The sequence below is a fragment of the Parabacteroides sp. B2-S-102 genome, from assembly GCF_023656665.1.
GTDB lineage: Bacteria > Bacteroidota > Bacteroidia > Bacteroidales > Tannerellaceae > Parabacteroides > Parabacteroides distasonis.
In genome coordinates, this window is record NZ_JAMOKM010000011.1 from 50440 (window position 1) to 69567 (window position 19128).

A 19128-nucleotide genomic window follows, 5' to 3' on the forward strand; every position below is an offset into this window, starting at 1 on the left:
TAATCTATGCTTTCTTGATCGACCTGAATAACGTGGCGAAGCCGTCTGTATAAGCCTTTACGCTGAAATCTTGGATGATATGCTCACGTGAGGCCTTGGCGAACGCTTCCAATCGCTCCGGGTTATCGATAAGCGAGCGGATAGACGCCGCCATTTGTTGAGGAGAAGAAGGCGGCACTAACAATCCGGTGACTCCGTCTATGATTAAGTCTCTTGCTCCCGGTATATCTGTTACGATACAAGGAACGGAACAAGCCATAGCCTCCCGCACGACTCTTGGGGAGGCATCCCGGTGCGAGGGAAGTATAAACAACTGGGACGTGACCAGAAAAGAGATGGCGTCGGAACGCTGTCCCAGAAAATGAATTTGTGCGCTTACCTTCGACTGTTGGGCTAATTGGAAATCATTTTCCCCATATTCTCCCACGATCGTAAGATGTACCCGTGGATCATCCAATAAGATAAACGCATGAATCAAATCGGTTAAGCCTTTGAACGGCCTGTTCTTCGTCGCTCCGATATAGATGCAACGAAAGGCGTCGTCCGGAATATCGTCTGCTTGTTTGGGCGTACGGACTGCTTCCTTGATCCAATCGATATCAAATGGTTTTGTGCTGGTCGTTAGCCTTTTTCGTGCGATGAATCGGGAGAGATATTCCTCGATATCTTTGGTCTCGCATACGACATGCTCCACGGCGGGATTTAAGATGCCTAGATAATAGGTCGGATCGAACCGCTTCAATTTAGCCTGCGTACCTCGGTATGCGATATTCTTCGCCCGTGTGCCTATGGAGGCGAATAGAGCGTTTGATAAACCGGAACTACTCGGTGAGTAGATAAGGTCGATCTGATAAGTCTTGATGATTTGGCGCAGGGCACGAATAACGTTCCAGTTGAACTTCGAGGTAATGACCGGCAGATCCAAGGGTGTACAATTCCCATAGATCTTTTTGTCGGTATACGATTGGGGAGAAGCGATATAGATGTTGAAGTCCTCAAGCTTGGACAATCCTTCCAGCATTTTGTAGGTCGCTATGTCGGCTTCTTTATAGACTAAAAGTATATTCATTGTGTATGGATAAAATGGATTTGCTAAGATCGTGAGATATTCTCGTATACTCGCATGAAATGAGCCGCTAATACGTCGGGCATGAATCGCCGTATATTCTCTCGTCCGCCGGAACGCATGGATTCGGCCAGCTTCGGCTCGTTCAATACGGACTCTATCAAGCTGCGCAGCTCTTGCTCATTTCTCGGATCGGTATATAGAGCGGACGATCCGCCCGCCTCTTCCAGACAAGAACCGGTAGCCGCTATCACCGGAATACCGGCAAGTTGGGCTTCTAAGATCGGGATACCGAATCCTTCGAAAAACGAGGGATAGACAAATAAGGTCGCCATCTGATAGAAAGCGGCTAATTCGTTAAAAGGTATATGGGTCAAGATACGGACGCGACCGGACAGGTTGTTTTCCCGGATATAGGTTTCTACCGTATCCGTATAAGGCGTATGCTTACCGATAGCGATCACGGAGATATCTTCTTTCAGGGCTTTCAGGGTTTTTACCAGAAGCAATAAATTCTTCCGTTCCTCGATGCTCCCTACATATAATATATAAGGCCCGTTTATCTGATATTTCTCGCGTACGGACGATTTCACGTCTTCTTGAACCGCTTGCCCGAATATCGGGTCACAACCTTGGTAAACAACCTCGATCTTGCTTTCCGGAATGTGGAAGAAGTCCCGGATGTCTCGCATCGTCTGCCTGCTGATCGCTATGATCTTGTCCGATCGTAAACAAGCTTGCTTGAATTTGTAGGTATAGATGGAACGATCGATCGGTTTATAAAGCTGCGGGTAACGCAAGAAGATCAAGTCATGTATCGTTACGACCGCTGGGATTCCGTTCTGTTTTAGATTCATAGGAATCTCATTACTCAAGCCATGGAACAGATCTACGTGCTTTTTTCGAAGCGTAGCCGTTAGACCCGAGGTACGCCATAAAGACGGAAATAGTTTATCGAACCTGCCTTCCGGATAATGGAATGAGACACTTGGACGCTCCTCGATCCGTTTCCGTAACGCCTCTTTGCCTTTGCTCGGCGTATAGAGTTGATAGGTATGCTCCGGGAAAGATGCGGACAAACTATTCACTACGAACCGGCTATAATTACCCAGTCCGGTAGCGTTATGCGTAATCCGTTTTGCGTCGAAAGCGATCTTCATAGGCTTGAATTCGATATATTGGGCAAATATACGATATAATTTTAATTACCTTTACCTCATTTCCTTCCGAAATCCGCCGGGATCTCCCCCCATACGGATGTTTCCCATTTGAGGATCTGGGTGGTATAGGTATGGGTGTTCAACCATTTCTCGGCCCGCTCGATGAGGTCGAAGATAGGTTCGTTGATCGGTTTACGTGCTAATAGGGTTTTGCATTTCTTTTTCTTGACCCAGCTGATGGCGTTGCGGCTATCCGAATAGATCGGCAGGTCGCTTCCCTTTTGCTGTAGCAAGGCGAGGCCGTGTACTAAGGCGAGGAATTCCCCGACATTGTTCGTGCCCTCCTTCAGCGGGCCGATATGGAAGATCTCTTGTCCGGTAGCGGTATAAACGCCTCTGTACTCCATATCCCCGGGATTACCGCTACAGGCGGCGTCTACGGCAAGACTCTCATTGATGGGGTTCCCGATCGGGGCTTCCGGCGCGAGACGGGCAACGGCTTTCGGGGAAGAGGCGGTCTTTAGGTAATGGGTATAGCCGGCCTCGAAGGCTTTGGCGGCTTCCTCCCGGTTCTCGAAGGATTTATATTTGGCTCCCTCTTGTCCGTCTACCTGTGCCTTGCATTCCGCCCAGTTATCATAGATTCCCGGGTTCAACCCTTTCCATACGACATAAAACTTATTCTTGGCCATGACTCTTACTCAAGATTTCTTGTGAGAATTGCGTATAGGTACCGAACGGCGCTCTTTTATCCTTGAAGAAACGGATCAAGGCGTCCAGCCTTCTTTCCATGCCGCAACCGGAATGGTTGGTCATGATAAACGGTAACTTTAGCTCTTTCCGATCACTTAAGGAGGTGAACTCCCACGGATGGAAATAGGTTAGGAAATAACCGTCCTCTTTCCAAGTCCAAAGCGCTAACTTACGATACAAGGTGGCCGGAAGGTTATGGTAAGCCAGCCAAAATAAGGGGAAACGGACGATCGGGGTCACCGAGGCGGGCAGTTGCAATACGCCATCTTTCATGAAATAGGTGCGGGGTTGTCCCAGATGGTTATAACGGCCGGGAATACAAGTCGGGTTCAAGGACGAGTTGTATAAGTAACCGGCCTTATGTATCTCTTCTTCTTCGACGGGCATCATGCGGGCCATACGGAAACCGTTCACCGGTTGTCCGGTCAGTTCCTCCAATGCCTCTTTGGACTTGCGTAGATCGGCGGTCTCGAACGACGAGTGATAAAAACCATGCGAAGCGATCTCGTGTCCACCCTTTTGGATGTCCAAGATCAAATCCTTTGCGTGAAGGGCGAAGTTCGCCGTGCAAAAGAAAGTCGCTTTTACCCGGTGACGGGCCAGACATGCCAGTATCTTCCGGGTTCCTTCTACGGAAGTACGCATTTGTTCCTCGAACGGCAATTCCACGCCGTGTTCCAATGGAGCGTCAAACTCCTCGATATCAAAACTAAGTAATATCATGTATGTCAATTAATCTCTATGAAATAAGATGGATAAGAAGTTCAACGCTTCCCGCCGCAGGACCTTGAATCCCATATCGGATACCGCCAGTCCTTCTTTGATGTTCGCATTGATTGTCTGTAAGTTTATCTCTTTCCGGCGACTTGCCTTATAGATAAATTCCGTATCGAATAGGAAGCTATTGATACGGGTAGTCAGGAATATCGCCTGTCCCGCTTGGCTGAATCCCTTCATGCCCCCTTGTGTATCCTTGATCTTGATCCGCAAGACCCATGTATTGCATATGTGGGACAGTTTGGATAACATTTGCCGGAAAGGAGGTAGATTATCCTGATAACTTTTGCCGCGGGTAGCCACGACTACGTCCGCTCCTCCTAGCAACGCCTCGACCATCCTGCCGAATGAGTCGTTTGTATAAGGAAAATCGTAGTCCGTATAAATAATGTAAGGAGAGGTACATCGCTTTACCGCCTCTCGCAAGGCATATCCTTTTCCCCGGTTAGGCTTATAGTCCACGACGCAGACATCCGGTATCAATTGCCGGAGGCGGTCGATCGTCTCCGGCTCGTATCCCCGTCTCGAACCATCACTGACAATAAAAAGGTGGAAACGTACCGGGCTGAATAATCGCTCCACTTCGCGGAAATGGGTGGCTACTCGTTCCTCCCAGCCCGAAGGCGGGTTGTAACAAGGTAATACCAAATCTATGTCTGCTCGTGCGTTCATTCCATTTATACCTTTACCGGATTATAATTCCTCGTACACATCTCAAATGTCAGCTTTAGCCAGATCAGCATACAAGGCAACGCTTTTAACGCATACGGGTATACATAATGCACTCGTATATATTTCGGGAAAAGATCGGACGGAGACATGCTGGTCAATAGAAAGGCGAAGACCATCAAGACAATATCCAATATCGAACGTTTCCACGGTACAGCCGTATACCAAATAGCGACTCCGATAAACGCTATAATATAGGTACTGGACTCGCTACCCGTGCTGAACAGTACGACAAACATTAACACCGAGGCCAATAACGTTTTCCGGAAAGCCTCATATTTATATTGACTGATGCGTAGATAAGGCAGGCCGAATAATATTAATCCCCCTATTATCAGATAAATGTCCGAGTAACTGACCGATCCCGATATCTTACGAACCATTCCCAAGAAGGAAATGTTCTGCATGAGCGCGAATAAGTTCTCCGAATTTTTTCCGGATAAGTCCTCGAACCAACCGGTATATTGGGACATTATATAATCCGGCCCGGACAATATCATTGGGGCTACGACCATGATGACCGCCCACCCTATGCAAGATAGGCTGAACTTCATCTTATGGCGGGAGAAAAAGAAAAAGGCCAATCCCGTGATCCCATACAATTTAGTGAAGGTACCCAGCATGATCACGAAAGCGGCCCATACGTCTTTCTCTTTCTCTATCAATACGTAAGCGAGGACAATGATAGCGGCGATACTGATATTGAATTGCGACATGAAAAGCGAGGTAAGCAACTCATGGGCGCAGAACCAATAGATAAAGATACGTTCCCGCTTGATCCCCGGCAGCATCTTGATCGCCCAGAATAAGAAAAGGCTCTGTGCCACCGACCAAGTAAGCAGTCCTAACCATAACGGTGTAATGGCGAACGGAGCCACTACCAAGCTAAATACCGGCCCGTAGTGAAAAATATCGTTGTATTCTTCCGGATAGGCGGCATAGAGCGGTAACTCATTCAACGTATGCCAAAAGGATTGCCTGAAGATCGAGAAGTTATTATATTTCCCGGGGAAATACTTGGTAATCCATGCGATAACCCCCAGCAATGCCCATAGCCCCATTAAGGTACTATATTTGCTGAAAAATGGCTTATGGATAATTGTATTGAACTTATCTATAAATTTCATCATCGAATCTACATCTGTCTACGGGACAAAATTACATAAAAACGGTGACTTTTATGCGAGTTAAATAAAAATACTATTTTTGCGTCCAAAACTGGTAAGAGATTATTTATGAATGAAATGTTGAGATACACGATCATTCGTGTCATTCTGTTTGTAATGGGAGGCTTTCTTGTTCTCGGATGTTCGGATGAAGATGATGTGGATAATAGTGGAGGAACGAGTAAATATGGTTTAATACGGATGGCGGAGGAGGATTATGATTCGTCGAATACTTCTTATATCCTTCAGGATGAGGAACCGGACGAGGTTCTTTTCGATTCGTCGCAGCGAAAATTCAAGGTGAATGAACCTTTGCAGGTGTCGGTTACCGAGCAGAATGAGCTGATGCTTCGTTTCTATTCACCCAGGGCTATACATAACGTGATCGTATGGGCGACGATTGAAGGCTATGAGGACGAGGTACGGTTTGCGGAGTTTACTACGGTTTTACCTTTTCAGGAGTTTAAAATGAAGTTGCCTTTTCTGGAACAGGCGAAGGTTTATTATACGCGTTCCGGCGAGGAGGTTACCATAGAAGCCTATCCGGATATGGCGGCCGAGAATATAAGTTTGCGGATTGAATGTGGAGATCCGGTATATCAAGGAATGATTAACGTGAAACCAAAGTGGAATATTTGGTTTGGTAAGTATTCCGGTTCAAACTGGGGCAACTTCAGGCCACATCTGGCTCGTGAGGCGGTTGCCCTTTCCTTGAATATGGCTGCGATGTTTTCTTCCTCGCTTTTTGATGAGGAACTGGAGAAGTGGCGCGGCAAGCTGATAAATAACGAGCAAATCGTGGATATAGATGTATTGAAGAAAAAGATCTTGAATCATGGCGGATTGTGTTATGGGCGTGTGGTGAATGTTGTCGGCCTGGGCGGGGGAAATACCTTTGGATTAGGTGAATATGTCTATCTTACCCATTATGCGGATGATGCCAACGGGACTGATGTGCCGTATCATGAGCTGGCGCACTGCTTGGGATATGGGCATAGTGGGAATATGACGTATTATCCGGCGGAAGGAGGCTTCCCTACAATTTGTATGAAGGTTTACTCACAGCTTTCCGTGAGCAAGAAATTACCGGTTTATTCCCGCCGTTTCTTGCATACCCGGAGGAATAAGAATCTGGTAGAGAATAAAAACGTGTATACCTCCTCGAAATACATTATCGATGATCCGGAATTGGATGCCATAGATGGCGGGCTTGGGCTTGCTCCGATGGAGACGGATAGGGCTGGTGATGAGGGTTCTCCTCTCTCATTTACACTTTCTGTCTTGGATATTCCCGGTGCCACTGTGGAAACTTTTCATCCGAAAGCGGTCCATCTTTATGGGAATACGCTATATGTAGCAAATGACGCTCCGGGACATTATAGTTTGGAGGTCTTTGATGTATCTTCCGGTAATGTGCGTCATGTGAAAAGTATGGTTGAGTGGATGAACGGAGATAAGAAAGAGACCTTTGCGGGGGAGCCAAACGGCGTGACTCGCTCGTATGGGAAAATATATGTCACGAATACGGGAAGCCGTACGGATGTGTTTGATGCGGAAACGTATGAGTTCATTACTTGTATCGGTACGGGTACTTGGGGTGAGGGTGGTTATCAGACCGTTCATGCGTTTGATGTGACGGCTAGTCAAGGGGCTGTCTTTATCCGGGATAAACGGAAACTGGTAGTTGTCTTGGAGCAAGATGTACAGCCCGGTTCCGCTGCTCGGGTACCTATATATAGCCGTAGCGTAAATTTACAAGAGGCAATGGGTACTTATGCGGTAGCGGCACGAAATGATGGCTTTTTATATGTAACGGCCCAGAATAAAAATATGATCTATTTATTCGATCCTGCGGACATTCGGGCAGGGGACACGGGCTTTGCGCCGTATCTGGTGACATTGGGATTTGAAAAGTCTCCCCAGTCGATAGCGTTTGTAGGGGATCGTTTGTTTGTTACGCTTCGTGTCGATGATAAACGGTCGGAGCTATGGGAGATCAGCCCTAAGAACGGAAAATTATTGCAGGACTTTACAGATTCGATGGTCTATCCCGAGAAAATAGCCGGTGCTCGTCATACTTTATTGGTAGTGGATCGTGCGACCCAGACAGTAAAAGCCATTGGCCTATGATTTTTTTATTGATTCTTAGGAATAAAGAAGATAGAGTTCCCGGAAAAAGTTTACATTTGCGAAAACTATTATAATAACGTATGAAACGTGTTTTTTTGGTCGGATATATGGGAGCGGGCAAGACAACGGTGGGAAAGGAGCTTGCCAAGCTCGCCGGTCTTTCGTTCATAGATCTTGATTACTATATCGAAGGGCGTTATCATAAGGCCGTTTCGCAGATATTCGCCGAGAGAGGGGAGGAGGCTTTCCGAGAGATAGAACGGAATATGCTTCACGAGGTCGCTGAGTTTGAGGACGTGCTGATCTCCACGGGAGGAGGCGCTCCTTGCTTTTTCGATAACATGGAGTTTATGAACGCTTCTGGCACGACGGTTTACTTGAAGGTGTCAGTCGAGGAGCTGGCGAAGCGTCTGGAGTTGTGCAAACATACCCGTCCGGTGTTGAAAGGACGTTCCGGGGAGGAACTGAGGGCGTTTATCGCCGAGAGTCTGGAGAAAAGGAATCCGTTTTATACGAAGGCGTCCATAACGTTTGATGCCGAGAAGATGTTAACAGAATCTGATGTACATGACATATCGAACGCGTTAATGAAAATCCTATAGCATATGGAAGCGAACGACGGCCGGCAGGCACAGGGGGCCTATATCCCGCAGGAATTATTGAAAGAGATCAGCAAGGTGAATAACCGTTTGCTCATCGGTATTCCTCGTGAACGATGCGAGGCGGAAAAACGTTTGCCGTTAACTCCGGAGGCGGTGGATATGCTGACCGATTGCGGTCACCGGGTGCTGGTGGAAAGTGGCGCCGGATTAGGCATCAACTATTCCGATAATCATTTCTCGGAGGCGGGGGCGGAGATCGTCGATACGCCCGCAGAAGTTTTCCAAGCGGATCTGATCTTGAAGATATTGCCTCCGTTACCGGTGGAAATCGCGTTTATGAGACCTCGCACGACCGTTTTCTCATTGGTGCAGTTTAATTTATTCGCTCAAGAGGCTTTCGAGTTGATGATGGCGAAACGGATTACCGCTATCTCTTATGAGTTGATGGCGGATGAATATAATCGTTTCCCGGTGCTGAATGTCACTTCCGAGATCGAGGGGGCGGCTTCCATAACGATCGCTTCCGAGCTGTTGAGCAATACCCAAGGAGGTAAAGGGATCTTATTAGGCGGTATCCCGGGCGTATCCCCTACGGAAGTGGTGATTATCGGGGCCGGAAACGCCGGGACCGTGGCCGCGCGTGCCGCGTTGGCCTTGGGAGCATCCGTGAAAGTATTCGATGATGATATCAATAAATTGCGTATAATACAACAGGTCTTAGGGCAAGGGCTTTTTACTTCCACGTTCCATCCGAATGTGCTGCATAACGCGTTTCGTAGCGCTGACGTGGTGATCGGGGCGATGCGTTATATTAATACGAGACATCGCTATATTATCGCTACGGACTTGGTGCGTACGATGAAAAAGGGAGCTTTGGTGATCGATCTGAGGGTAAGCCAAGGCGGTTGCTTTGAGACGACTTGCTGCTTGTCGAGGGAAGATCCCGCGGTGTTCGAGCAATATGGGGTATTACATTATTGTAAACTGAATATCAGCAACCGGGTGGCTCGTACTACCTCGATGGCTTATAGTAATATATTCGTACCTTTATTATTGTCGTTGGGCGACGCCGGTTCCGTGCAAGGAATGATCAAATCGGATAAGGGCTTTAGGGCGGGAGTATATATGTATTATGGGAAGACAGTGAATAGTTATGTGTCTAACCATTTTAATCTATCATCTAATAATCTTGATCTATACCTCTCTGCTTTTTGATGCGGAAAAGTTTTGAACTCGCAAAGTTTATGCTTTACTTTGCGGACGATCTAAATACCAATAAGCGATAAAGCTAATAAAGTATATTATGGCAGAACAGACAAAAGTTAAGACGCTGGAGAAGGTTGTAATTCGTTTCTCGGGAGACTCGGGAGATGGTATGCAGTTAACCGGTACAATCTTTTCAAACCTGTCCGCGGTTTTCGGGAACGAGATTTCTACATTCCCAGACTATCCGGCAGAAGTACGTGCTCCACAAGGAACACTAAGTGGTGTATCTGGATTCCAAGTGCACTTGGGATCGCGCAAGATCTTCACACCCGGTGATAAGGCCGACGTATTGGTGGCCATGAATCCCGCCGCGCTGAAGGTGAACGTAAAACACCTAAAACCCAATGCGATTGTTTTAATCGACACGGACTCTTTCAAGAAAAGTGATTTGGATAAGGCCTTGTTTACGACCGATGATCCGTTTACTGAGCTGGGATTGACTGGCGTGCAGGTTGTTGCCGCTCCGATCTCTACGATGGTAAAAGACGGATTGGTTGAGTTTGGTTTGGACAATAAATCGGCTCTTCGCTGTAAGAATATGTTCGCCTTAGGACTTGTTTGCTGGTTGTTCGAGCGTCCACTGGAGGAGGCTATGCACATGTTGCAGAATAAGTTCGCTAAGAAACCGGTTATCGCCCAAGCTAATATCAAGGCTTTGACGGACGGTTATAATTATGGTAATAACATCCATGCCTCAGTTTCTACGTATCGTATCGAGAGTAAGAAAGCCGAGCCTGGATTCTATACGGACGTGAATGGTAATAAGGCTACTTCCTATGGTTTGATAGCCGCTGCCGAGAAGGCTGGTTTGCAGTTGTTCTTGGGTAGTTACCCGATCACTCCGGCTACTGATATTTTACATGAATTATCTAAACGTAAGGATTTAGGCGTTATCACGGTTCAGGCCGAGGATGAGATCGCCGGTATCTGTACTTCTATCGGAGCTAGTTTCGCCGGTTGCTTGGCGGCTACATCTACTTCCGGACCGGGGCTTGCCTTGAAGAGCGAGGCGATCGGTTTGGCTGTAATCGCCGAGTTGCCTTTGGTGATTATCGATGTTCAGCGTGGCGGTCCTTCTACGGGCTTGCCGACGAAGAGCGAGCAAACGGACTTGATGCAGGCTCTGTATGGCCGTAATGGTGAGAGCCCTGCCGTGGTAATAGCGGCCTCTACGCCGACTGATTGTTTTGATGCCGCATTTTGGGCGGGTAAGTTGGCCGTGGAGCATATGACTCCGGTTATCTTGTTGACCGATGCCTTTATCGCTAATGGTTCTTCCGCTTGGAGAATTCCGGAAATGGATAAATATCCGGAGATTAAGCCGAATTACGTAGCTAATTATCAAGACGAGAAAGTTTGGAAGGCGTATCGTCGTAACAAGGAAAGCTTGGTTCGTTACTGGGCGATTCCGGGAACGGAAGGTTTCGCTCATCGTCTGGGCGGTCTGGAGAAAGACTACGAGACGAGTGCTATCTCTACCGATCCGGCTAACCACCAGAAGATGGTGACGACCCGTCAGGCTAAGATCGATAAGATCGCCGACTATATCCCCGAACTGGAAGTGATCGGAGATGAGGACGCTGATTTATTGATCGTTGGTTGGGGTGGAACCTACGGACACCTTTACGAGACGATGGAGACGATGCAGGAGAATGGCAAGAAGGTGGCTTTCGCTCACTTCAAGTTTATCAACCCGCTGCCTAAGAATACGGCTGAGGTTCTTTCTAAGTATAAGAAAGTGGTGGTGGCTGAGCAAAATAATGGCCAGTTCGCTAACTATTTACGTGGAAAGGTACCCGGATTTAATCCGTATCGCTTCAATCGTGTAAAGGGACAACCTTTTGTCGTTGCGAGATTAGTTGAGGAATTCACTAAAATATTGGAGGCTTAAAAGATGACAACAGAAGAAACTAAATTTCAACCGAAAGATTATAAAAGCGACCAGTACGTACGTTGGTGCCCGGGTTGTGGCGACCATGCGGTACTGAATTGCCTGCATAAGGCTATGGCCGAGGTAGGAGTGGCTCCTCACAATATGGCAGTTATCTCAGGTATCGGCTGTTCTTCCCGCTTACCTTATTATATGAATACGTATGGCTTCCATACGATCCATGGTCGTGGAGCGGCTATCGCTACCGGCGTAAAGACGGCTCGCCCGGACTTGAGCGTATGGTTGATTACGGGTGATGGCGACTGCTTGGCTATCGGCGGTAATCATTTTATCCACGCTGTCCGTCGTAATATCGATTTGAATATCGTTCTTTTCAACAATAAGATCTATGGTTTGACGAAGGGACAGTACTCCCCGACATCCGACCGTGGTTTCGTATCCAAGAGCTCTCCTTATGGGACGGTGGAAGATCCGTTTATCCCGGCCGAGTTGGCGTTGGGTGCCCGTGGTAATTTCTTCGCCCGTACGATTGACGTGGATTTGAAGAATACGACCGAGGTATTGACGGCTTCCGCCCGTCATAAAGGCGCTTCCGTTACGGAGGTATTAGTGAATTGTGTGATCTTTAATGACGGTATCCATAAAGGCATCGTAGACAAGGAATACCGTGCGGATCGTACGATTTTCCTTCGCCATGGCGAGAAAATGGTTTATGGCGCTAACATGGATAAAGGTCTTGTGCTAGATGGCCTAAAACTGAAATCCGTAACGATCGGACAAGATGGTTATACGATGGATGACGTATTGGTGCATGACGCCCATGAGAAGGATAACACCTTGCATATGATGCTTGCCATGATGAGCGGTGATATGCCAATTGCGTTAGGCGTAATACGAGATGTAGAGGGACCGACCTATGATGAGGCTGTCCACCAGCAAATCGAGGAGGTGCAAGCGAAGAATCCTACACGTAAATTACACGACCTTTTGATGAAAGGTGAGATTTGGGAGGTAAAGTAATATATTTCTGATCGGATATAAGAGAAGGCGCAAGATATTTATCCTGCGCCTTTCTTATATTTATACGCTGGATTTGTTTGTGCGGAAAAAAGTATATATCTTTGTTTCAGTCACAATAAAAGCGAATACCTATGATGACAACTTCGGAAATAGTTGAGATGCTAGCTAAAAGTATATGATTTGTAAACTCCATATTACAAATAGACTAAGGGTTTTGTTAATTGCATGGAAAAGAGTAATTATTACTGAAAAATTTCCTTAATAAGCTGTGTACGATAAAAAAAAATATTACTTTTGTACCGCGGTTAACAAGGTGGAGTCGCAGCAAGCTCCAAAAGGTCGGAAAGCCTCACCGTATCGAACTAGAGTAGAGAGAAAAGTTATATAAAGTCAATCATTTAAATTAAATTCAAGATGGCTAATTTAGATTTAAGCAAGTACGGAATTGTTGATGTGAAAGAAATCGTTCACAATCCGTCTTATGATGTTCTGTTCGCAGAAGAAACTAAACCGAGTTTGGAAGGCTTCGAGAAAGGCCAGGTAACTGAGCTAGGTGCTGTAAACGTGATGACTGGTATTTATACAGGTCGTTCTCCTAAAGATAAATTTTTCGTAAAGAATGAAGCCAGCGAAGATTCTGTATGGTGGACTTCTGATGAATATAAGAATGATAACAAGCCTTGTTCTGAGGCTGCTTGGGCAGACTTGAAGGCTAAAGCCGTAAAAGAATTGTCTGGCAAACGTTTGTTCGTTGTCGATACATTCTGTGGTGCTAACGAGGCTACTCGTTTGAAAGTACGTTTCATTATGGAGGTTGCTTGGCAAGCTCACTTCGTAACTAATATGTTCATCCGTCCGACAGCTGAGGAATTGGCTAACTACGGCGAACCTGATTTCGTTTCTTTCAACGCAGCTAAGGCTAAAGTTGACAACTACAAAGAATTAGGCTTGAACTCTGAGACTGCTACTGTTTTCAACTTGAAGACTAAAGAGCAAGTTATCTTGAATACTTGGTACGGTGGTGAGATGAAGAAGGGTATCTTCTCTATCATGAACTACTTGAACCCGTTGCGTGGTATCGCTTCTATGCACTGCTCCGCTAACACGGATAAAGAGGGCAAGAGCTCAGCTATCTTCTTCGGTTTGTCTGGTACTGGTAAGACTACTTTGTCTACGGACCCGAAACGTTTGTTGATCGGTGACGATGAGCACGGATGGGATAACGAAGGTGTATTCAACTACGAGGGTGGTTGCTACGCTAAGGTTATCAACTTGGATAAAGAGAGCGAGCCGGATATCTACAACGCTATCAAACGTGACGCTCTTCTTGAGAACGTAACAGTTGCCGCTGATGGTAAGATCGATTTCGCTGATAAGTCAGTTACAGAGAACACTCGTGTTTCTTATCCGATCTATCACATCGAGAACATCGTTAAGCCGGTTTCTAAAGGCCCGCACGCAAAACAAGTTATCTTCTTGTCTGCTGACGCATTCGGTGTATTGCCTCCAGTATCTATCTTGACTCCGGAGCAAACTCAATACTACTTCTTGTCTGGATTTACCGCTAAATTAGCAGGTACAGAGCGTGGTATCACGGAACCGACTCCTACATTCTCCGCTTGTTTCGGTGCTGCTTTCTTGTCATTGCACCCGACAAAATACGGCGAAGAGTTGGTTAAGAAGATGGAAATGACTGGCGCAAAGGCTTACTTGGTGAACACAGGTTGGAACGGTAGCGGCAAACGTATCTCTATCAAAGATACAAGAGGTATCATCGACGCTATCCTTGATGGTTCTATCAACGAGGCTCCGACAAAGAAGATCCCGTATTTCGACTTCGAGGTTCCGACTGCATTACCGGGCGTAGATCCGAAGATCTTAGATCCTCGCGATACCTATGCTGATCCTGCTCAATGGGATGAGAAAGCGAAGGATTTGGCTGCTCGCTTCCAGAAGAACTTCGCTAAGTTCACGGGCAACGAAGCTGGTAAGGCATTGGTTGCTGCTGGTCCTCAGTTATAATTGCTTAAAAAACCTTGATCAAAAAAGGTCAAGGTTTAAAAATATCTTTATAAAAAAGCGTGGAATTACTAATTCTGCGCTTTTTTTATGATAACTGCGTTAATTTTATTATAAATGTGAAGTAGTTTTAAAAAATATTCCTACCTTTAGACCGGATTATCTGTTATAAGAAGAGCTTAAAAAGGAGTAATGATAAAAAAACTGGCACTTATTATTGGCTTTATAATTTGTTTGTCATCTTGTGGCAAGGATTATGTCTATCGGATTGAAGGGGAACTTTCTAATCTGGAAGATCAAACCGTATATGCTGTATTTGAGAAGGATAATTATAAAGTGGTTGATACAGTGGCTTGTACGAAACCCGGGCAGTTCCAGATCGATCAACATGAAGCGGGTTTCCATTGTGTGACTATCTTCTTTGCGGATAAAGAGCATTGGGTTACGGCTTATCTGGAACCGGGAGAAACCGTGAAAATCACGGGCGACGCTAACTCTCCATTGCTATTGCAGGTAAAGGGGGGACGGACAAATGATAAGTTGACCGCTTTTAAGAAAAAAATCGCTCCTTTATTGACGGAATTGACAAATTTATCAAATTCTTTAAATAGCAAGGATTTGAACGATACGATCGAGGAGACGGATATCGCCGCTCGTTTGGCGAATGTTAATATGCAATTGAGCGAGGAAGCGATCCGGTACGTAAAAGAGAACCCGGATGAAGAGGTATCCGTTGTCTTGATTCAATCTTTTTTCTCAGATCCCGATGATACTCGTAAAATTGATGAGTTGTTGGCGTTATTGAATCCAAGGTTGAAAGACTTTTATCTGGTGAAGGAGCTGGAGCAATATAGCGCCCGTGCGAAACGTACGGCTTTGGGTGCGGAAGCCCCAGATTTCTCCGTAAGGAATATTTATGGGAATACGGTAAGTTTGGATTCTTTCCCGCAGAAATATTTATTGCTGACATTTACTGCTCCTTGGTGTGATATGTGCCAGACAGAGGATCTATATCTGGATAAGGTAGCGATGAAATATCCGAAAGATCAGTTGGATATTCTTTTGGTTAGCTTGGACGATAATCCGGATAATGTCCGGGATGTACTGAAGAAGGATAGTATAGCGTGGAACCTGGTAACAGATTCGGCTGGACAAGCGGCTATGTTGATAGATCTGTATAACGTAAGCGTATTGCCACGCTGTTTCTTGATAGATGAGGATCATAAGATCTTGATGAAAACAGAGAATGGAATCGAGATCAAGCAAACACTGGAAAACTTGTTCGAAGACTGAGCGATTGAAAACAGGAGGTTCCGGTTTTAATTTGTAATTAGTAACTCAAAATTCTTAACTATGTTAGTAAAATCTTATGCCGCTGCCGTGCAGGGGATTTCCGCTACGGTCGTTACCGTAGAAGTGAACTGTTCCAAAGGTATCCAATTCTTTTTAGTCGGTCTTCCGGACGTGGCCGTTCGTGAGAGCCATGAACGCATTATCTCGGCTCTTCAAGTATGTGGTTATAAATTCCCCCGCAATCGTATCGTTATTAATATGGCCCCCGCAGATATCCGTAAGGAAGGGTCTTCTTATGATCTGCCTTTGGCGATCGGTATTCTGGCGGCGGCAGAGCAGATAGATTCATCCAACTTATCCAAATTCGTATTGATGGGCGAGCTTTCTATGGATGGGAGCCTCCAACCGATAAAAGGGGCATTGCCTATCGCTATTAAGGCTAGGGAAGAAGGCTTTAAGGGCTTTATCTTACCCAAGCAAAACGCTTGTGAGGCTGCGGTAGTGAACGATCTGGAAGTGTATGGAGCTTCGAATATCAAAGAGGTGCTGGAGTTTATGGAGGGGAAACCGACATTGCGGCCTACGGTCATTGATACCCGTAAGGAGTTTTACGACCGCCAGCAATTGTTTGATTGCGATTTCTCCGATGTCCGGGGACAAGAGAACGTGAAGCGTGCGATGGAGGTGGCCGCCGCCGGCGGACATAATCTGATCATGGTAGGTCCTCCCGGAAGTGGCAAGTCCATGTTGGCGAAACGTCTCCCCACGATCTTGCCCCCTTTTACCTTGCATGAGTCCTTGGAAACAACTAAAATCCATTCCGTAGCCGGTAAGATAGGAGGTGGCACCTCCTTGATGGTACAACGTCCTTTTCGCTCTCCCCATCATACGATCTCTAATGTCGCCATGGTAGGAGGTGGCACTTTCCCGCAGCCGGGAGAGATCAGCTTGGCTCACAATGGTGTCCTTTTTTTGGATGAGTTGCCGGAATTTAACAGGAGTGTCTTGGAAGTCATGCGACAGCCATTGGAAGATCGAGTGATCAATATCTCCCGTGCCCGTTTCACGGTGGAATATCCAGCCGGCTTTATGCTTGTGGCCTCCATGAATCCTTGTCCCTGCGGCTACTACAACCATCCGGACCGTCCTTGTCTCTGTTCTCCCGGAGCCGTCCAGAAATATATGAACCGCATTTCCGGCCCATTACTCGATCGTATCGATATCCAGATAGAGATTGTCCCTGTCCCTTTCGAGAAGATTTCCGAGCAACAGCCCTCAGAGCCTAGTATCGCTATCCGTGAGCGGGTCATAAAAGCCCGTGCGATCCAGGAAAGGCGTTTTGCCGCTTATGAGGGTATTTATTGTAATGCCCAGATGAACTCCAAGCTACTCCATCAGTACGCCGTTCCCGACGCTTCCGGCCTCTCCATCCTCAAAACCGCCATGCAACGTCTCTGCCTCTCCGCCCGTGCCTATGACCGTATCCTGAAAGTCTCCCGCACGATAGCGGACTTGGACGCTTCCGAGCGGATCGAGGTACGGCATCTGGCGGAGGCGATTCAGTACAGGAGCTTGGATCGGGAGAATTGGGGGATGTGAGTATCAACTTAACTATTCCGATATTCCTGCGGGCTCATACCCACGTGGCGCTTGAAGTATTTCCCGAAAAAAGACATATTCGTGAAATTAAGCGCATAGGCTATGTCGTGTATGGAAAGGTTTGTTGATTTCAGCTGAGCCTTTGCGTCCATGATTACCATGGAGGTGATGATCTCCACGCAAGTTTTTCCGGTGGTTTGTTTGATAATGCTGCTTAGATGCGCTTGTGTGATGCCAAGCCGCTTGGCATACCATGCAACGGATCGTTGCATGGTGTAGTTTTGCATTACTAATTGAGTGAAGTTCTTGCTGGTTTGCTCTGCTTTGGAGAGATTTTGTTTATCTGCCGTTTGATCTTTATACATGGTGCTTACCCCCATCAAGATGCCGGTAAACAGGTGATTGATAACACTCCTGCTCAGTTGGGAGCCACACAGCTCGTAAGTCTTGATCAGCAACTCGAAATAATCTTTCAACAGGGGCAGGGCTTTCTCTTTCGGTTTGTAGATCGGATTTTCTTTCACGATATAGTGCATATCTATGACCGATTTACTTGCGTTTGCCTTTTCGAGGAAATCGGATGAGAATCCTATGAAATAGATTTGCAGGTCTCCGCCTATCTTATGAATCTGGAAAATACTGCCTGGCAAGATCGAGATAAAACTTCCCGGTTCAACCTTGAACTGCGTCAGGTTGATGGAGGCCTCCACCTCTCCACTCAGGCAGAACACGAAGATCCCCGCTTTCAGCCGGCAGGGATAATTGGCGTAGAGGTTCAGCAATCCAATATCTCCGGCCGTGAGCTTCCCGATGACCCAATCTTGGGGCAGGTCTATTTTAGGGATGTCTTTTTCCATGTCTCTCTTATCATTCCTTAAGCATGAATACTTGGCAAAAGTAGATATTTTCAAAGACTTGTCGTGTCTTTTTGCGGAATATTTCTTGTGCTTGGTAGGATTGAGCTCCGCTTTTGCCGGAAAGCAGATTTGTTATCGGAATTCTTTCTTTTGTGACGTTTTGATCAAAAGGATCCGCATATCGTGACAAGACTGTTTTCCATGCTTCCAAAAATAGCGGGAGTACACAGGTAATAATCGGCCTTTTTTGTGAGAAAACCGTGTTTTGGATACCTTTTAGGCGGTGAAAGTACGCACGATAGGTGTCGTTGGGCAACGCCGATACTGCCGTTGGGCATCGTAAGTAGTCGAGAACTGGATCGTGAGTAGTCGCGAATGGGCATTCGTATACTGGTATAACCCGATTCTTGCCCCCCGGATCTCCCTTTTTTACGCTTCGAATATGAATTAGCATGAATTGTTTTCGCTAGAATAAAAGGCCGTTTTGGGATATAGAACTATTAAACAGTGGATTGTGGTTTTTTTTGTAAAAATTTGGGAACGGCACGTACTTTTACCCGGAATAATCGATTCTTCGGGAGTTAAGATTACAAATTGTCATTTTGTAACGATCTTTCTTCCACGGTCAAGGCGATGGCTTGTTGCTTTGTGCTATTTGAAAAAGAGAACAGAGGCTTACAAAAATCGGACATAATTGTTTTCTTAAACACTTCTGTATGTGTGGGAGTGAGAAGTGAAATCTAAAAAAGAGAATAGGTAATCATATAAACAGACCTTGTGCGTGTTGTTGGGATGTTGTT

The 19128-nt window shown here is 46.3% G+C and carries 15 protein-coding genes; 8 read left to right on the forward strand and 7 right to left on the reverse strand.

The window, feature by feature from the left end:
• Window positions 1-4 precede the first annotated feature (4 nt).
• From NBH07_RS14330 to NBH07_RS14355, 6 genes are read right to left on the reverse strand one after another with little or no spacing between them, the layout of a single operon-like run.
• Window positions 5-1069 carry a glycosyltransferase gene (locus tag NBH07_RS14330; protein ID WP_009018728.1) on the reverse strand — a complete coding sequence of 355 codons (1065 nt, stop codon included), beginning with the start codon at window positions 1067-1069 and terminating at the stop codon, window positions 5-7.
• A 23-nt stretch (window positions 1070-1092) separates the two neighbouring features.
• On the reverse strand, window positions 1093-2226 hold the full coding sequence (locus NBH07_RS14335; protein ID WP_009018727.1) for a glycosyltransferase family 4 protein: 1134 nt from the start codon (window positions 2224-2226) through the stop codon (window positions 1093-1095).
• A gap of 56 nt (window positions 2227-2282) precedes the next feature.
• Window positions 2283-2918, reverse strand: a complete 636-nt coding sequence (locus tag NBH07_RS14340; protein ID WP_009018726.1) for a ribonuclease H1 domain-containing protein — start codon at window positions 2916-2918, stop codon at window positions 2283-2285.
• The gene (locus tag NBH07_RS14345) at window positions 2905-3702 is read right to left on the reverse strand and encodes a polysaccharide deacetylase family protein (protein WP_009018725.1); all 798 of its coding nucleotides are present in this window, start codon (window positions 3700-3702) and stop codon (window positions 2905-2907) included. The genes NBH07_RS14340 and NBH07_RS14345 overlap by 14 nt, the downstream gene beginning before the upstream one ends.
• Window positions 3703-3711: 9 nt before the next feature.
• Window positions 3712-4428, reverse strand: a complete 717-nt coding sequence (locus tag NBH07_RS14350) for a glycosyltransferase family 2 protein (RefSeq protein ID WP_009018724.1) — start codon at window positions 4426-4428, stop codon at window positions 3712-3714.
• A gap of 5 nt (window positions 4429-4433) precedes the next feature.
• Entirely contained in the window at window positions 4434-5615 is a 1182-nt protein-coding gene (locus tag NBH07_RS14355) for a glycosyltransferase family 87 protein (protein ID WP_009018723.1), read from the reverse strand.
• A gap of 105 nt (window positions 5616-5720) precedes the next feature.
• Between NBH07_RS14355 and NBH07_RS14360 the strand changes: the two genes are divergently transcribed.
• From NBH07_RS14360 to NBH07_RS14395, 8 genes are all read left to right on the forward strand, one after another.
• The gene (locus NBH07_RS14360; RefSeq protein WP_009018722.1) at window positions 5721-7781 is read left to right on the forward strand and encodes an NHL repeat-containing protein; all 2061 of its coding nucleotides are present in this window, start codon (window positions 5721-5723) and stop codon (window positions 7779-7781) included.
• An 80-nt stretch (window positions 7782-7861) separates the two neighbouring features.
• A complete protein-coding gene (locus NBH07_RS14365) occupies window positions 7862-8383 on the forward strand; it encodes a shikimate kinase (RefSeq protein WP_005860724.1) in 522 nt (173 codons plus the stop codon).
• A 3-nt stretch (window positions 8384-8386) separates the two neighbouring features.
• Window positions 8387-9598 carry an alanine dehydrogenase gene (locus NBH07_RS14370; RefSeq protein ID WP_008781049.1) on the forward strand — a complete coding sequence of 404 codons (1212 nt, stop codon included), beginning with the start codon at window positions 8387-8389 and terminating at the stop codon, window positions 9596-9598.
• An 88-nt stretch (window positions 9599-9686) separates the two neighbouring features.
• Entirely contained in the window at window positions 9687-11540 is a 1854-nt protein-coding gene (locus NBH07_RS14375) for a 2-oxoacid:acceptor oxidoreductase subunit alpha (RefSeq protein ID WP_005860728.1), read from the forward strand.
• A gap of 3 nt (window positions 11541-11543) precedes the next feature.
• Window positions 11544-12560 carry a 2-oxoacid:ferredoxin oxidoreductase subunit beta gene (locus NBH07_RS14380; protein WP_008781050.1) on the forward strand — a complete coding sequence of 339 codons (1017 nt, stop codon included), beginning with the start codon at window positions 11544-11546 and terminating at the stop codon, window positions 12558-12560.
• Between the two features lie 414 nt (window positions 12561-12974).
• The gene (gene pckA / locus NBH07_RS14385; protein ID WP_005860732.1) at window positions 12975-14582 is read left to right on the forward strand and encodes a phosphoenolpyruvate carboxykinase (ATP); all 1608 of its coding nucleotides are present in this window, start codon (window positions 12975-12977) and stop codon (window positions 14580-14582) included.
• Between the two features lie 189 nt (window positions 14583-14771).
• Window positions 14772-15872, forward strand: coding sequence for a TlpA disulfide reductase family protein (locus NBH07_RS14390; RefSeq protein ID WP_009018721.1), 1101 nt, complete (start codon window positions 14772-14774; stop codon window positions 15870-15872).
• 60 nt (window positions 15873-15932) lie between these two features.
• Window positions 15933-17471: a YifB family Mg chelatase-like AAA ATPase gene (locus tag NBH07_RS14395; protein ID WP_009018720.1), complete on the forward strand. Its 1539-nt coding sequence runs from the start codon at window positions 15933-15935 to the stop codon at window positions 17469-17471.
• 8 nt (window positions 17472-17479) lie between these two features.
• On the opposite strand, the gene NBH07_RS14400 is transcribed toward NBH07_RS14395, so the two are convergent.
• On the reverse strand, window positions 17480-18328 hold the full coding sequence (locus tag NBH07_RS14400; RefSeq protein WP_009018719.1) for an AraC family transcriptional regulator: 849 nt from the start codon (window positions 18326-18328) through the stop codon (window positions 17480-17482).
• Window positions 18329-19128 lie beyond the last annotated feature (800 nt).

What these genes read in the sequence shown, in the direction of transcription:
- NBH07_RS14330 (WP_009018728.1), bottom strand. Translation starts at nt 1,069, where the DNA reads ATGAATATACTTTTAGTCTATAAAGAAGCCGACATAGCGACCTACAAA.
- NBH07_RS14335 (WP_009018727.1), bottom strand. Translation starts at nt 2,226, where the DNA reads ATGAAGATCGCTTTCGACGCAAAACGGATTACGCATAACGCTACCGGA.
- NBH07_RS14340 (WP_009018726.1), bottom strand. Translation starts at nt 2,918, where the DNA reads ATGGCCAAGAATAAGTTTTATGTCGTATGGAAAGGGTTGAACCCGGGA.
- NBH07_RS14345 (WP_009018725.1), bottom strand. Translation starts at nt 3,702, where the DNA reads ATGATATTACTTAGTTTTGATATCGAGGAGTTTGACGCTCCATTGGAA.
- NBH07_RS14350 (WP_009018724.1), bottom strand. Translation starts at nt 4,428, where the DNA reads ATGAACGCACGAGCAGACATAGATTTGGTATTACCTTGTTACAACCCG.
- NBH07_RS14355 (WP_009018723.1), bottom strand. Translation starts at nt 5,615, where the DNA reads ATGATGAAATTTATAGATAAGTTCAATACAATTATCCATAAGCCATTT.
- NBH07_RS14360 (WP_009018722.1), top strand. Translation starts at nt 5,721, where the DNA reads ATGAATGAAATGTTGAGATACACGATCATTCGTGTCATTCTGTTTGTA.
- NBH07_RS14365 (WP_005860724.1), top strand. Translation starts at nt 7,862, where the DNA reads ATGAAACGTGTTTTTTTGGTCGGATATATGGGAGCGGGCAAGACAACG.
- NBH07_RS14370 (WP_008781049.1), top strand. Translation starts at nt 8,387, where the DNA reads ATGGAAGCGAACGACGGCCGGCAGGCACAGGGGGCCTATATCCCGCAG.
- NBH07_RS14375 (WP_005860728.1), top strand. Translation starts at nt 9,687, where the DNA reads ATGGCAGAACAGACAAAAGTTAAGACGCTGGAGAAGGTTGTAATTCGT.
- NBH07_RS14380 (WP_008781050.1), top strand. Translation starts at nt 11,544, where the DNA reads ATGACAACAGAAGAAACTAAATTTCAACCGAAAGATTATAAAAGCGAC.
- pckA (WP_005860732.1), top strand. Translation starts at nt 12,975, where the DNA reads ATGGCTAATTTAGATTTAAGCAAGTACGGAATTGTTGATGTGAAAGAA.
- NBH07_RS14390 (WP_009018721.1), top strand. Translation starts at nt 14,772, where the DNA reads ATGATAAAAAAACTGGCACTTATTATTGGCTTTATAATTTGTTTGTCA.
- NBH07_RS14395 (WP_009018720.1), top strand. Translation starts at nt 15,933, where the DNA reads ATGTTAGTAAAATCTTATGCCGCTGCCGTGCAGGGGATTTCCGCTACG.
- NBH07_RS14400 (WP_009018719.1), bottom strand. Translation starts at nt 18,328, where the DNA reads ATGGAAAAAGACATCCCTAAAATAGACCTGCCCCAAGATTGGGTCATC.